The following is a 14,858-nucleotide window of genomic DNA, read 5'->3' on the forward strand; positions in this document are numbered from 1 at the left end:
TTAATCTTCCCAGTTGAGAATTACTTTGCCGGCTTGGCCACTTAGCATCGCGTCGAAGCCTTGTTGGAATTCGCTGTAGTGCATGCGGTGTGTGATGATCGGACTTAAATCCAAACCAGATTCCACCATCATCGACATTTTGTACCACGTGTCATACATCTCACGACCGTAAATACCTTTGATAGTCAGCATGCTGAAAATGACTTTATTCCAGTCGATATCCACATCGCCAGAAGGAATGCCGAGCAGCGATATTTTGCCACCGTGGTTCATATTATTGATCATGTCATTCAGTGCTTGTGGGTTACCTGACATTTCCAGACCTACGTCAAAACCTTCCACCATGCCGAGCTCCTTCTGCACATCGGCCAAGTTCTCTTCAGCGGCATTGACCAAGCGGGTAGCGCCTAATTTTTTAGCAAGCTCAAGGCGAAATGGGTTGATGTCGGTAATCACGACATTGCGTGCACCGGCATGTTTAGCAACCGCGGCGGCCATGCTGCCAATGGGACCAGCGCCTGTGATCAGAACATCTTCCCCAAGTAATGGCCATTGCAATGCAGTGTGAGTGGCATTACCAAAAGGGTCGAAAATTGCCGCGATATCTTTGTCGATATTGGGGCGGTGTAGCCAGATGTTAGACATGGGGAGGGCGATGTATTCTGCAAATGCCCCAGTGCGATTGACGCCGATCCCTGAAGTGTTCGGGCAAAAATGACGTTTACCTGCCATACAGTTACGGCAACGACCACAGACGACATGACCCTCGCCAGAAACGATTTGGCCGGGGAAGAAATCGATAACATTGGAACCGACATCTACAATTTCGCCGACAAACTCATGGCCAATTGTCATGGGAACGGGAATGGTTTTTTGCGCCCATTCATCCCAGTTGTAGATGTGCATATCGGTGCCGCAAATCGCTGTGCGGTGTACTTTGACCAGCACGTCGTTGATACCCATTTTAGGCATTTCAACTTGTTGCATCCAGAGTCCGGTCTCTGCTTTCGTTTTAACTAAGGCTTTCATTTTAAATTCCTTTTAGTGGAATAATTTCCAATATAGTGTCATTGGTTTATAACGTGATGCAAGAAAAAAATATGTTATAGTGGAATTTGTTGCTAACAATGAGAATCTGAATGTCCGATCCGAACTTGAATACCTTGGCCGAGCGCCTAAAGAAATGCCGTAAGAATCAACAGTGGACACTGGATCAATTGGCTGACCAGTCAGGCGTTAGTCGCTCCATGCTGAGCCAGATTGAACGGGGCAAAGCTAACCCGACTTTGGCAGTTGCTTGTCGTATTGCTCAGGCGCTGAATATTTCAATTTCAGAGTTGGTCGAAGAGCCTTGGACACAACCGACGATCGAGGTTGTGCGAGGTGATGATCCGGCTAATGTAATGCGCGATGATGAAAGTGGTCAGGTGCAAGTACTGACGTCGCCAAGTATGGATGCGACGGAGTTTTATCGGGTGACCTTGCCGCCATCGGGACAGCTAAACAGTAAGCCGCATTTTCGTGGTACGCGGGAGATTATTACGGTGCATAGTGGCTCTGTTGAGGTGGTGTCTGGTTCGGATATTGTGCAGTTGAATCAGGGGGATACGGCGTATTATCAGGCGGATCAGAACCATCGGATTATTAATCGCAGTGATTCGGACTCGCTGTTGTATATGATTGTGTCAGTGGGGGCGTCTACGAATTCAGTGGGGCATGAGTGGGATATGGAGGGGGTTGAGTAGATTGCTTAGAGGCTTAATATTTTAGCTAGACCAGACTAATCCGAGGGCTTAGCTTGGAATTTACTGGTCAATACTAATATTTCTTCAAAGACTGAGATAAAAAAGGGCTACTAAAAAGCAGCCCTCCACTAGACACTAAAATAACGGCGATTACTCAGCCGTTATCCATATCCGTTTTAATTAAGCATTCTTCTCCAAATACTCGACCACCTTATCACCAAACTCACTAGTGCTAAGCATAGTCACACCAGAACCCGGCTTAGACAGGTCTGAAGTAGAGAAGCCAGCTGCAAACACAGCCTGCATCGCATCCCAAATGTTCTTAGACTCTTCTTTCATGTCAAAGCTGTACTCAAGCATCATCGCGAATGAACCGATCAATGAATACGGATTCGCAATGCCTTTACCAGCGATATCAGGTGCAGAACCGTGAGATGGCTCGTAGTATGCAGAGTTAGGGCCGATACATGCAGAAGGCATAAGGCCCAGAGAACCTAGGATTCCGCCACCTTGGTCACTCAGGATGTCACCAAACATATTTTCCATCACCATCACATCAAACTGTGTTGGGTTCAGGCAAAGGTGAGTAGCCGCTGCATCAACCAACATATGGATGACTTCAACCTCTGGATAGTCAACTTTCACTTCTTCCAGTACTTCATTCCACAGCACGCTAGACTTCAGTACATTACTTTTATGAATGTTGTGAAGGACTTTCTTACGTGTCATCGCCAGGTCAAATGCTTTAACCAAAATGTTACGAATTTGATCTTCATCATACTCAAGCGCTTCAGTCACATAACGCTTACCTTCAGCGTTTACGCCTCTTTCTTTCTTACCGAAGTAAACACCACCAACTAGCTCACGAACCATAATAAGGTCGATACCTTCACCAATGATTTCTGGCTTCAAAGGTGAGAAGTGAGCAAGTGCCTTAGGTAGAAAAACAGGGCGGTAGTTCGCGTAAGTGTTCATGCGCGCACGCATTGGCAGAAGTGCGCCACGCTCAGGCTGCTCGTCTACTGGAATCTGCTTCGACTCTTCGTGACTAAGACCGATAGGGCCTTTGATAACAGCATCTGCTTCGTCAACTAGCTTTTTAGTTTCTTCAGGGAAAGAGCTTCCGTGTGAGAACCAAGCTGTTGCACCAAATGGCGCGTGAACTAGGTCAAACGTGATGTCGTTACGTGCTTCGATAACTTTTAGTACTTTAATACCTTCAGCCATTGCTTCCGGGCCGATTCCGTCACCTTCCAGAATCGCAATCTTCTTGATATTGTCTGACACAATATTCTCCTAATAAATAAATGAGTCGCGCCGGGTTGGTTCAACGATGCTGGAATCCGTCGATCAAACCCGATGCATTAAGTAATTAACTAATCTGTTTTTGCTTGGCCGTTTGCAGCAACATATTCGCCATGCGCAAGGCAGCATTGATCGCGGCATACACCTGATTGGCATGCACACCCCGCGTGGATGTCTTGCTGCCATTCTCAAGTTGCCAGCTAACAATTGCTTCAGTCAGGGCACTGGTTTGACCACCTCTTGGGATATGCACTTCATAGTCGATCAGCGTCGGGAGTGACATCTGGTAAAGATTAAGAATCTTATCCACGGCAACCGTAAACGCATCGAAACCACCATTTCCTGAACCAGTCGCGGTGTGTGGCTCGCCATATATATCAACATCAATGGCCACATGGGTCTTTTCATCCAAACGACTGCTGATCGAGCAACCGGTTAGGGTAATATGTTGATAGTCGCTGCCGGTAATGACATCGGCGATAATGAAGGGCAGATCGTCTGTAGTGATCTTTTGCTTGGAATCTCCCAGCTCAACCACGCGTGCTAATACCTTCGCCTGATTCTCTTCTGACAAGGTAATGCCGAGTGATTGTAGGTTCTTGGCTAAGGAGGCTTTTCCACTCATTTTACCCAGAGCGTATTCACGTTTACGGGCGAATCGTTCCGGGTTGAGCTTAGTTTCATACAAGCCACCTTTCTGATCACCATCGGCATGAATACCCGCGGTTTGAGTGAAGACATCCGCACCTAATACCGGCGTATTGCTGGCGACAAATTTCCCTGAAAAACTCGCAACCATCTGACTCATATCAACGATATGGTCTTCTCTGATATTGATCTTCATGTCCATTTTATCGCGCAGTACCACTGCCACTTGCGACAGTGAGGCATTACCCGCGCGCTCACCCAAACAGTTGATGGTGCAGTGAATCGAGCTAATGCCCGCCTCAACCGCTGCCATGACATTCGCCGTGGCTAGGCCATAATCGTTGTGTGGGTGAAAGTCGAAATGCAATTCCGGAAAGCGTGAGGTCATGTCGGTCAGGCTGTCAAACACCTCTTTAGGCGACATCACGCCTAAGGTATCCGGCAACATAAAGTGCTTGATACCTAAGTGACGCAGCGCTTCGGTATGTGCAAACACATACTCCGGCGAGTCGATATAACCATTCGACCAGTCTTCCAGATAGACATTGACCAGCAAGCCTTGAGATTGTGCATATTCAACCGTTTGTTTAATGCGGCTGATATGCTCCTCATGGCTGATGCGTAGCTGTTCACGGCAGTGCTTTTCGCTGCCTTTCGTCAATAAGTTGATGACCTTGCCACCGGCTTCCACAATCCAGTCAACGCTGCGTGTGTGGTCTACAAAACCAAGCACTTCCACACAATTCGCGTAACCAGATTTTTCAGCCCATGCGTTGATCTTGGCCACCGCTTCCTGCTCACCTTTTGATACACGGGCAGACGCGACTTCGATACGATCAACCTTGAGTTTGCCGAGTAAGGCGGTTGCCATACTGACTTTCTCTTCCGGTGCAAAAGACACCCCCTGCGTTTGTTCACCATCACGCAGGGTAGTATCCATCAACGTTATTTGACGTTGTTTAGCCATTCGCATTTGCCCATAACCAAGGGAACTGTGCTTTGTGCTTGGTTTCATAAGCAGTGATTTGGTCAACGTGCTGCATGGTCTGGCCGATATCGTCTAAGCCTAGTGCTAAGTTGCTCTTGCGAACTGCATCTAGCTCAAAGCTGATGGATAAGCCACCCGGTGTTGTCAGGCTCTGGCCTTCCAAATCAACCGTAAACTCAACGCCTTCGTTGCCATTGATCTCAGCCATTAGCGAGTCTAATTCCGCTGGGCTAACCACGATTGGCAGGATGCCGTTTTTGAAGCAGTTGTTGTAGAAGATATCCGCGAAGCTGGTCGAAACGATGGTGTTAAAACCATAGTCTTCAATCGCCCATGGCGCGTGCTCACGAGACGAACCACAACCGAAGTTGTCGCCAGTCACTAAGATTTTAGCGCCTGCGAATTTTGGGTTATTCAGTTCAAATTCTGGGTTGTCGATCTTGCCCGCGTCATCAGTAAAACGCCAGTCGTGGAACAAGTGCTGGCCAAAACCGGTACGCTCAACTTTCTTCAAGAATTGCTTAGGAATGATCTGGTCAGTATCGACATTGGCACGATTCATCGCAGCAGCGATACTAGTGTGTTTGCTATAAGGTTGCATAATATAGTGTCCTCGGTGGAATCGTGATTAAAGAGTACGGATGTCAACAAAGTGGCCAGCAGCCGCTGTCGCAGCAGCCATCGCAGGAGAAACAAGATGAGTACGTCCACCTTTACCCTGACGACCTTCAAAGTTACGGTTTGAGGTTGATGCACAACGCTCGCCCGGCTTCAATTGGTCACCGTTCATTGCCAGACACATGGAACATCCTGGCTCACGCCACTCCCAACCTGCATCCATGAAAATCTTGTCGATGCCTTCTGCTTCTGCATCCTTCTTAACCTGATAAGAACCCGGTACTGCGATAGCGGTTACGCCATCTGCAACTTTAGTACCTTTAGCGACAGCAGCAGCCGCGCGGAAATCTTCCAAACGCGAGTTGGTGCAAGAGCCAAGGAATACATAGTCAACCTTAACATCAGTCATTGGTGTGCCTGCTTCCAGACCCATGTAATCCAATGCACTTTGACAGGCGTTTGCTTTACCTGCTGTATCAAAATCAGCCGGTGCAGGAACAGAAGCATTCACTGCAACCACTTGCTCAGGAGAGGTTCCCCAAGTGACTTGTGGTGCGATTTCAGCAGCGTCTAGCTCAACTACCGTGTCGAAAACTGCGCCGTCATCAGATGGTAATGACTTCCAGTAAGCAACCGCGTCGTCCCAGTACTCAGCACTTGGTGCGTACTCTTTACCTTCTAAGAATGCATATGTTTTCTCATCCGGTGCGACCAAACCTGCACGTGCGCCGCCTTCGATCGCCATATTACATAGCGTCATACGACCTTCCATGGATAGTGCGCGAATCGCCTCACCACCAAACTCGATCACGTGACCATTACCACCTGCTGTACCGATTTTACCGATGATTGCTAGCGCAATATCTTTTGCAGTGCTTAGTGGAGATAGCTCGCCATCAACCTTGACTAGCATGGTCTTAGACTTCATTTGTGGCAACGTCTGCGTCGCCATGACGTGCTCAACTTCAGAGGTACCGATACCGAATGCTAATGCACCGAATGCACCGTGAGTCGCTGTGTGGCTATCACCACAAACTGTGACCATTCCCGGATGTACAAAGCCGTGCTCAGGCACAACCACGTGGATGATACCGTTGTTCTGGCTGTCCATTTCGTACAGTTCCAGATCGTTCTCTTTACAATTCTGGATCATTGTTGCAACTTGCTTAGCACCGATTGGGTCAGGCAGGTTGATACGGTCCAACATTTTAGTTGGTACACAGTGGTCAAGCGTCGCCAAAATACTGTGCTTATTGCGAACAGGGCGTCCGCTTAGTTTCAAGCCTTCAAAAGCCTGTGGGCTGGTCACTTCGTGCATTAGGTGGCGGTCAACGTATAACAACGGTGCCTGGCCTTCTTCCTGGTGAACAAAATGCGAGTCCCAGATTTTCTCGTACATCGTTTTTGGCTGTGTGCTCATTGCGTGTCTCTCTAAACGTCAGTTTACGGGATGTGTGTGGTGTTTCAGTGGTTTGAACTTGCGTGCTCCCTGTTCAAATCACCAAAACATGAGGGTTAGTCTTTATGAATACCCCCAAAGAAATTGTGAGCGCTAGATTAATAGATCATCATGAATAATACAAAGTCATTATTCTCATGAAATGCATTCCTTTTGGTAATACTTGGCTTTATGCTTAGGGAATGGACATCAATTCACTGCAAGCATTTATCGAAGTCGCCCGAAAAGAGTCGTTTTCACTGGCCTGTGAAACGCTGTTTATTACCCAGCCTGCCATTAGTAAACGCATCGCTGCGCTGGAGGATGATTTGGGCGTACAGCTGTTTAACCGCATCAGTCGTAAAGTCACGCTCACCGATGCCGGACAGAAGTTACTGCCTAAAGCCAAGACGCTGGTCGATGAACTGAATGATATGCGCCGCTATGCCACGTCATTATCCGATGAGATAAAAGGGGAGTTGCTGATTGGCACGAGTCACCACGTCAGCATGCACCGGTTGCCGCCCATTCTCAGAGAGTATCGTCGAGAGTATCGCGATGTGCATTTGGATATGACCTTTGGTGAGTCGGACATTATGTGCAAGTTGGTGGAGCGTGGGGAGATAGAACTGGCCATTGTCACGCTGCCCCGAACGCTGCCGGATAGTTTGGAAAAGCGGGTGTTGTGGGTAGATAGCCTGCACTTCGTGGTTGGGCCGGATCATCCTTTATTGCAGCAGAATAAAGTGAGTTTTGCGCAGTTGGCGGAGTATCCCTGTGTGCTGCCGAGTGAAAGTACCGAAACTTATCGGGTGATCAGTCGCGAAATGGAACGTGCCGGACTGACGTTGAATGTGCAGATGACGAATAATAATCTGGATACGCTGAAGATGCTGGTTGGGGCTGGGTTTGGCTGGACTTTGCTGCCGGAAACGCTGCTGGATGAGACGGTGGAGGAGGTGTTTGTGGAAGCGGGTGGGGTGACGTTTGAAAGGGAACTGGGGGTGGTGCTGCATCGGAAGCGGAGTTTGAGTAATGCGGCTAAGGCTATGTTGGGGATGGTGATTGGGTTTGAGTTGCCGTCATAACAACCATAAAACCTGAGGACTAATTCTTACTCAGATACTTAAATGTTCGATCGCAAATAAGCTATTTTTCCAGTGGGTTAATCAGCTGGATTCCTTCTAAATATTTGAAGTCTTGAACATTAGCAGTAACTATTGGTTGCTGATAGTGGAGTGCTGTTGCTGCAATGATGGCGTCACCGAGTGATATGCTCTTTTGCTGACGTAGTTCGGTAGCCATTTGAATAATTTGATTTGAAATAGGGTACATTTCAATACGGCTTATCATCGCTTCGATAGCCGCTTTTTCGTCAGTGCCTAACTTATGATATCCAAGTACTTCCAGATAGGTGATTGCTGATATACAGGCTTCCGGGTTACACAGAAATTCGGTAGCTTTATCTTGAAAAGGAGAAGCTTTAGAAGCATAAATTAAGATATTGCTATCAAGTAACATTGCAGATCCTAGTTTGCTCTACCGGGAAGTTGTCTGTCAGTTCGAACTTCACGCTGCCACTCAACAGGATCGTCAATATCGCTAAATGTACCTGCTTTATGTAGTAGCTTTAAGGAGTTTTTAATGACTTCCTGTCGGGTTTCTTCAGATTCATCTTGGCACTGTGGAGTAATCGGAAGGCTTTTAAGGTAGCCAACAAAATGCATGACTTCCTCCAGCTGACGAGGAGTAAGTGTGTTTATCTCTTCGGTGATTAGTTGAACGTTGACCTCACCCATGATGAATTCCTTAAACGATATTGATTTGTTTATTCTACCCTAAGTTAGTGTTGAGTTGTCACCGTACACACCTAACTCTTATACCATTCGCTTCGGTCAAATTTCCGTCCATTTAGAATGACCTTGGCCGGACAGGCTGACAAACTCACATAAAGTGGTGCTAGATTGGTTTCCCACAATAAGGACAATTCACCAACTGATGCTCTGCTTGCCTACTCGCTGCAATTTGACTGCCACAAGAGCCGCAACTTTCAATCACTTTAAGCGCTGCCAATTTATCCCGACGCATATACCGTTCGGTGTCCGTGTCGAATACTAAATCCAACGATTGATTCTGAATCATGGTCAGTACTTTTTTGCGGGCGACCTGTTCATCCAAATCAATCGCGTTGGCAAGCTCTGCCATCGAGAAGCTATCCCGACTACGAATAAATCCCTGAAGTTGTTGAACGAGCGCGCTTTGCTTGCGGTTGGCGCGTCGGCAGAAGATCCACCCTGGAATGCCAGCGAGGGCTGCAAACATAATAAACCCAAGTGTTGCATCGCTTGAGTCCGAATCATTGTCGAATAAAGTCAATAACGCTCCAACGACGAAGAATAGGGCGAGACCAAAAAGGCCTTTTCCGATAGTGCTGTAACAATGCATGGATGACTCGCTATACAAGGATGATTACTGCCATTTATTGTAGCGTACTATTGCTGAACGATACGTTTCAACTCCGCCTGCAACTTCAGTTCCGGCGAATCTTCAGCAATATAATCCACAAATAACGGCACACGATAGAACCACCGCCCCTCCTTGCGCCCCAGCACAAACGAAAGTTCTAAGCGTGATAAGGTGCGATCTAGCTCCAATGTATCGACTGCAATATCATGTTCTTTGGCCTGCGCCAGCAGCTCACCTGTATTGAATGATGGCATGCCAATTGTGCTGTAAACCACCATGCGCTCATAGGCTTGTTCAAAATCTGTTTCACCGACGACCCAACCACTTAAGGCACGGCGTACTTCATCACTTTTAAGAGCAAAGGCAACGTCTCCGGCTTCAATCACGCGTTGCTGTGGTGGCAGGTTACGCACGACATGCTGACAGACGATGGCAATCAGGTTGGCGCGTTGGCCGCAGGAATCGACAATATGTTCAACCAAGGTTTCATTAGCATAAGACAGGTTCATGACAGCATGTTGATACAACTGCCAGAAACCCGCCAGAATAAAGGTGCAATTTCCTTCTTCACTGAGGCGACGGAATACATTGAGAATGGCGTAATCGTGTGATTTTTCCTGCGCGATAAAACGATCCGCTTCATCAATCAGGAACACATAACGTTGACCACTTTCGCGGATGCGCTCATCTAGCTGTGTAGCGAGTACTTCAGCATCGTCTGTGCGCTCCAGCTTTAACAGTGAAGCTAAGCGTGGCACTAACACCTCGCTGGATAACGTGAGGTAAACACACTCGACTTGTGGGTTGTCGGCATAACGGCGTTCGATCGCTTTAAGTAGTGTGGACTTACCGACCTGACGACCACCCACCATGAGGTAATTGGCTGGATCACGGTTAATGATTTGTGAAATCAGCTCGCGGCGACCAAAGAAAACGGATTCATTATTCACGCCACCACCGATACGGTAAGGGGAGATTTGTTGCAGTGACAATTGCCCCGCAAGGATTTCAGCGAGGGCAATTTCTGCATCCGGTGCGAGTAATAAGCGAGTGATTTCAGCGCCTTGTGGGGCAACCCATTTATTACTGGTGTCGCGGGTGGTGTTGTAAAGCTTGCGCTGGTAGGCGCTGTCATTGCCGATGATCAGAGTGATGCGGGAATGCGCTTCGGCGTTGTGTTTAAGGCTGGAAAATACATCTTCAGCAGCCGTTTGTTCAGGAAAACAGAGCAGGATGCGGTCAATATTCAGCGGGAACCCTTCTGCTAGTGTCAGCTGAGAAAGTGCCATGCTGGGTGCGCTGGCTTGGGTTTCATCGATCGGTTTAGCGTCTGCTCCAAGGCGACTGGCAATAAGTTGGGTTTTCTGTTGTGTGTCAAGCGTTGCAAAAGGGGTAGCGGCTTTCAGCGTGTTACTGCTGACATCAGCGCCGGACAATACTTTTTCCAAACGATTGGTCTGTGTGAGTCTGCGTTTTGCTTCGTCTAATAGTTCAACAGGCGTTGTTAGCAACGCTGTCGGTGTTTCACTAAGCTCAAGCACCATCGGGTGCTGATAGCGCTTTTTATAAAACACATAAGTTGCAACCAGTAAGCTTAGGATCAACAGACCTAAATATGCCCACCACATAGAATTTTTTATCTGAATCGTCTGATTATTAAAATTCCACATAACAAACGGCAGGCCAGCGGTTCGGACTTGTAAATCAATGTTGCTATCCTTGGCCAGTTTAAAGCCTTCGGGTAATACAAAGGCTCGTTCAATGGTTCCTCCATTCGCTGGAATGGCATCTTTGGCACTTTGTTCATCCAGACTTTCAATACCGGGAATGCGTAAATTAAACCGTGTATCAGAGACAGGAAGCTCTCCCGTATTTTTGATGGAGACCGTCAACGTATTATCCAGTAATTCAGCGCGGGCTAACTCTAGTTTTGGCATTACAACTTTTACGGGGACTGACACTTTGTTAGAGTTGGTTTGCTCCGGCGCTACAACTTCTATCAGCAATGGACCTTCTGGTGGTGCTACCCACTCAACGCCATCTGCGGATTGCTTGGTGAGAGTATGGGGGATATACGCAGCTACCTTTACGGTCAGTTCAGCACGTTGGCCAGCTTCTAGGCGTTGAATAGTTGGCGTGTTGTACAGGCTAAAACCATTTCCCTGAATCAATCTGGGACGTAACCACAATAGAGGTTGTTGACTGGTATTGTGAACCTGCAGTGTGAAACTGGTTCCCTGACTCTCTGTTAAGCGAACAGTTTCTCCCTGATAAGCGACAGACAGTGAGTTTGCCGGAACTGCCTGAATAGATTTAGGAACAGCCGGAACCAGCTTTCCATCTTTTTTGATTAACAGCAGACTGCCATCATCGCTACGCTGAAAGTTGCCTTTATTGTCATAACTCAGCCAATTACCGTTTGCTCCACCAATCATGGTTTTTATTGGTGGTGCAGTGGATTTTTCCCAAAGTCGAATGGTGCCATCAGAAGATCCGGACGCGATGACCTTGCCATCGGGGCTGTAGGCGATGGTAAGAACCAGGCCTGAGTGCCCCTTCAGCGTGTTAATGGTCTCCCCGGATTGTGCATTCCAGAGTCGAATGGTGTTGTCATCAGATCCGGACGCGATGACCTTGCTATCGGGGCTGTAGGCGATGGTATTAACCGGGCGAGAGTGTCCCTTTAGCGTGTTAATGGTCTCCCCAGATTGAGCATTCCACAGTCGAATGGTGTTGTCTTGAGATCCGGACGCGATGATCTTGCCATCGGGGCTGAAGGCGATGGTAGTAACCCAGTTGGAGTGTCCCTTCAGCGTGTTAATGGTCTCGCCGGATAGTGCATTCCAAAGTCGAATGGTTTTGTCAAAAGATCCGGACGCGATGATCTTGCCATCGGGGCTGTAGATGATGGTATTAACCGGGCGAGAGTGTCCCTTTAGCGTGTTAATGGTCTCCCCAGATTGAGCATTCCACAGTCGAATGGTGTTGTCTTGAGATCCGGACGCGATGATCTTGCCATCGGGGCTGAAGGCGATGGTAGTAACCCCGCTGGGGTGTCCCTTCAGCATGTTAATGGTCTCGCCGGATAGTGCATTCCAAAGTCGAATGGTGTTGCTTAAAGATGTTGACGCGATGACCTTGCCATCGGGGCTATAGGCGATGGTTCGAATCCAGTTAGGGTGTCCCTTCAGCGTGTTAATGGTTTTCCCCAGATTGAGCATTCCAAAGTCGAATGGTGTGGTCTCGAGATCCGGACGCGATGACCTTGCTATCGGGGCTGTAGGCGATGGTTCGAATCGAGTTAGAGTGTCCCTTCAGCGTGTTAATGGTCTCCCCAGATTGAGCATTCCAAAGTCGAATGGTGTTGTCATTAGATCCGGACGCGATGACCTTGCCATCGGGGCTGTAGGTGATGGATCGTACTGAGTCAGAGTGTCCCATCAGCGTGTTAATGGTCTCGCCGGATAGTGCATTCCAAAGTCGAATGGTGTTGTCATCAGATCCGGACGCGATGACCTTGCCATCGGGGCTGAAGGCGATGGTACTAACCCAAGGAGAGTGTCCTTTCAGCGTGTTAATGGTCTGTCCGGATTGAGCATTCCAAAGTTGAATGGTGTTGTCAGAAGATGCAGATGCGATGACCTTGCCATTGGGGCTGTAGGTGATGGTATTAACCGGGCGAGAGTGTCCCTTTAGCGTGTTAATGGTCTCTCCAGATTGAGCATTCCACAGTCGAATGGTGTTGTCTTGAGATCCGGACGCGATGATCTTGCCATCGGGGCTGAAGGCGATGGTAGTAACCCAGTTGGAGTGTCCCTTCAGCGTGTTAATGGTCTCGCCGGATAGTGCATTCCAAAGTCGAATGGTTTTGTCTCGAGATCCGGACGCGATGACCTTGCCATCGGGGCTGAAGGCGATGGTATTAACCCAGCGAGAGTGTCCCTTCAGCATGTTAATGGTCTGTCCGGATTGAGCATTCCAAAGTTGAATGGTGTTGTCGGAATGTGCGGACGCGATGACCTTACCATCAGGGCTGTAAGCAATAGCTTGATAAGGTGATTGACTAACAATCTCCGTGTTGGGAAAGTCTTTCAAATTTTCGCTATGAGTGGTTAATTTTGGTAATGCCGTCTCTGCGAAAATTGACGTGCTGATACCCCAGGTGCTTATTACCAAACTGAGCACTAATAAGTATCGCCATAAGTGTCCTAGCATTGCAGCAACTCCAGTCCTGTTTGTTGAACAAACCCACAACGCCAAACAAACTTTCCATCACAGTCCGTAATTAAATTCTGCCAGTACAGTCGTCTAATCAACGTATCCTGAGGCCACGCGTCATAACGCCCTAGTATTTGCTTTTGCAGTAAATCACACAGTAGTTGCGCATCTGTCTCATTTCTAAATCGCGTAAATAACTGACTCGGTAGTGCGCTATTTTTGATATTGGCTTGCCAGTCGGGATCACCGCGCTTCAGACACTGTAAGGCACTTTCCAATAAACGAGGGTGTTTACCAGTGAAGGTAAGTAGTGATTCCAGTGTGTCGTCATCCAGCGATAAGTCGGCGTAACGCTTCAAATAAATGTCTTTTAAATCTTGCAGACTGACATCCGGCAGGCGCATTTCATCAAGATCATTAAAAAAGGAGTGTTTGCCTAGTTTGTATTTTGCCGCAGCGAGTTGTTCACTGCCCATCACAATGAGTTTGAGTGAATAGGGGTAGTTACTGAGTAAACCGCGTAACTCTCCCGCAAGTTCGCCGCGAGTATCTTCTGCACCGTTTTCAAAACCTGTAATGAGCAGTACGAACTCTTCACCCTGATCAAGTTTTTCACGCAAAGCATCCGCCCATTCCCAGCTTTCACTCACGCCTTCATCCAGCCCACATTGCTTGGCTAATCGCCCAAAGTAAGCCGCGCTGTCAACACGCACACTGGCGGGTGGAAACAGGTGTAGGAAGGTGGCGTTTGGATAGCCTTGTTGCAGGGATTGTTTGAGTGCCTGAATGTAGTGTTGGGTATTGGTATCGGCCTGCGCCAATATCATCAGTGGCATGCTGGCGTCTAAGCGATCCCAAACGTCCTTGATAAAGGTGTGTTGGGCATTAATAGAGGTTTGTTCTGGTGACGCGGTGTCCATTTCAGGGAGTGCTAAATCGCCTGAAAAATAAGGCTTAGCACCGGGTGCTTGTTTATCTAGCCCGCAAAGTAGTTTTTGAAAAGCGGTACGGTATTTTTCTTCGCTACTGTCTTCAAAATCAACCGCTTGGATATTGCTGAGAAACGGAAAATCCGGAAACTCCCCTAATACAATCGGTATCCAGTGAAAGTCTTCACGTTGTTTGGCGAGGTTGAACATGTATTCATATTCTTCCTGCACCCAGCCAGACTCAGCTGCTTCGGGTGTCGCGATCAGTAGCGCGCATCGTGAGTGTTTCATTGCGCTAAAAATCTTGCGGGTAAAGTTGTCGCCAGCGGTGAGCTCCCATGCGTCGAGGAACACTTTTTAGCCTTGTGCGGTGAGATTATGTGCCAGTGTTTCTACCCACGGGCGACGCGTCGTTCGATAACTGATAAAGATATCGTAGTGTTCGGGCTGCGCGGGGGCGTTTGTGGGCATATCGGCTGCTCATGGCTAGAGTTTCATCGATT

13 protein-coding genes are annotated in these 14,858 nt (G+C 48.0%); 2 read left to right on the forward strand and 11 right to left on the reverse strand.

The features are described 5' to 3' along the window. The gene (gene tdh, locus DKW60_RS18950; RefSeq protein WP_109839237.1) at nt 1-1,029 is read right to left on the reverse strand and encodes an L-threonine 3-dehydrogenase; all 1,029 of its coding nucleotides are present in this window, start codon (nt 1,027-1,029) and stop codon (nt 1-3) included. A gap of 110 nt (nt 1,030-1,139) precedes the next feature. On the opposite strand from tdh, the gene DKW60_RS18955 reads away from it, so the two are divergent. After that, nucleotides 1,140-1,745, forward strand: coding sequence for a helix-turn-helix domain-containing protein (locus DKW60_RS18955; RefSeq protein ID WP_109839238.1), 606 nt, complete (start codon nt 1,140-1,142; stop codon nt 1,743-1,745). A gap of 180 nt (nt 1,746-1,925) precedes the next feature. Here the strand turns inward: DKW60_RS18955 and leuB are convergent, their stop codons facing one another. The 4 genes from leuB to leuC form a co-directional block, all read right to left on the reverse strand. Continuing rightward, a complete protein-coding gene (gene leuB / locus DKW60_RS18960; RefSeq protein ID WP_245929744.1) occupies nt 1,926-3,032 on the reverse strand; it encodes a 3-isopropylmalate dehydrogenase in 1,107 nt (368 codons plus the stop codon). A gap of 85 nt (nt 3,033-3,117) precedes the next feature. Further along, nucleotides 3,118-4,665, reverse strand: a complete 1,548-nt coding sequence (locus tag DKW60_RS18965; RefSeq protein WP_245929745.1) for an alpha-isopropylmalate synthase regulatory domain-containing protein — start codon at nt 4,663-4,665, stop codon at nt 3,118-3,120. Further along, entirely contained in the window at nt 4,658-5,287 is a 630-nt protein-coding gene (gene leuD / locus DKW60_RS18970) for a 3-isopropylmalate dehydratase small subunit (RefSeq protein ID WP_109839239.1), read from the reverse strand. Before leuD ends, DKW60_RS18965 begins: the two co-directional genes overlap by 8 nt. A gap of 27 nt (nt 5,288-5,314) precedes the next feature. Beyond that, nucleotides 5,315-6,724 carry a 3-isopropylmalate dehydratase large subunit gene (leuC, locus tag DKW60_RS18975; RefSeq protein WP_109839240.1) on the reverse strand — a complete coding sequence of 470 codons (1,410 nt, stop codon included), beginning with the start codon at nt 6,722-6,724 and terminating at the stop codon, nt 5,315-5,317. A 221-nt stretch (nt 6,725-6,945) separates the two neighbouring features. On the opposite strand from leuC, the gene DKW60_RS18980 reads away from it, so the two are divergent. Continuing rightward, the gene (locus DKW60_RS18980; RefSeq protein ID WP_109839241.1) at nt 6,946-7,830 is read left to right on the forward strand and encodes a LysR family transcriptional regulator; all 885 of its coding nucleotides are present in this window, start codon (nt 6,946-6,948) and stop codon (nt 7,828-7,830) included. A gap of 61 nt (nt 7,831-7,891) precedes the next feature. Here the strand turns inward: DKW60_RS18980 and DKW60_RS18985 are convergent, their stop codons facing one another. From DKW60_RS18985 to DKW60_RS19010, 6 genes are all read right to left on the reverse strand, one after another. After that, the gene (locus DKW60_RS18985; RefSeq protein ID WP_109839242.1) at nt 7,892-8,263 is read right to left on the reverse strand and encodes a type II toxin-antitoxin system VapC family toxin; all 372 of its coding nucleotides are present in this window, start codon (nt 8,261-8,263) and stop codon (nt 7,892-7,894) included. Between the two features lie 8 nt (nt 8,264-8,271). Next, nucleotides 8,272-8,541 (reverse strand): hypothetical protein, encoded by a 270-nt coding sequence (locus tag DKW60_RS18990; protein ID WP_109839243.1) that lies wholly within the window; start codon nt 8,539-8,541, stop codon nt 8,272-8,274. A gap of 160 nt (nt 8,542-8,701) precedes the next feature. Beyond that, the gene (locus tag DKW60_RS18995; protein ID WP_109839244.1) at nt 8,702-9,187 is read right to left on the reverse strand and encodes a hypothetical protein; all 486 of its coding nucleotides are present in this window, start codon (nt 9,185-9,187) and stop codon (nt 8,702-8,704) included. A gap of 47 nt (nt 9,188-9,234) precedes the next feature. Continuing rightward, entirely contained in the window at nt 9,235-12,429 is a 3,195-nt protein-coding gene (locus DKW60_RS19000) for a WD40 domain-containing protein (protein WP_109839245.1), read from the reverse strand. Then, on the reverse strand, nt 12,404-13,423 hold the full coding sequence (locus DKW60_RS19005) for a WD40 repeat domain-containing protein (protein WP_109839246.1): 1,020 nt from the start codon (nt 13,421-13,423) through the stop codon (nt 12,404-12,406). The genes DKW60_RS19000 and DKW60_RS19005 overlap by 26 nt, the downstream gene beginning before the upstream one ends. After that, complete coding sequence (locus tag DKW60_RS19010; RefSeq protein ID WP_109839247.1) at nt 13,417-14,709, reverse strand: toll/interleukin-1 receptor domain-containing protein; 1,293 nt, start codon at nt 14,707-14,709, stop codon at nt 13,417-13,419. Before DKW60_RS19010 ends, DKW60_RS19005 begins: the two co-directional genes overlap by 7 nt. Between the last annotated feature and the right edge of the window lie 149 nt (nt 14,710-14,858).

Source organism: Leucothrix pacifica, assembly GCF_003172875.1.
Classification (GTDB): domain Bacteria; phylum Pseudomonadota; class Gammaproteobacteria; order Thiotrichales; family Thiotrichaceae; genus Leucothrix; species Leucothrix pacifica.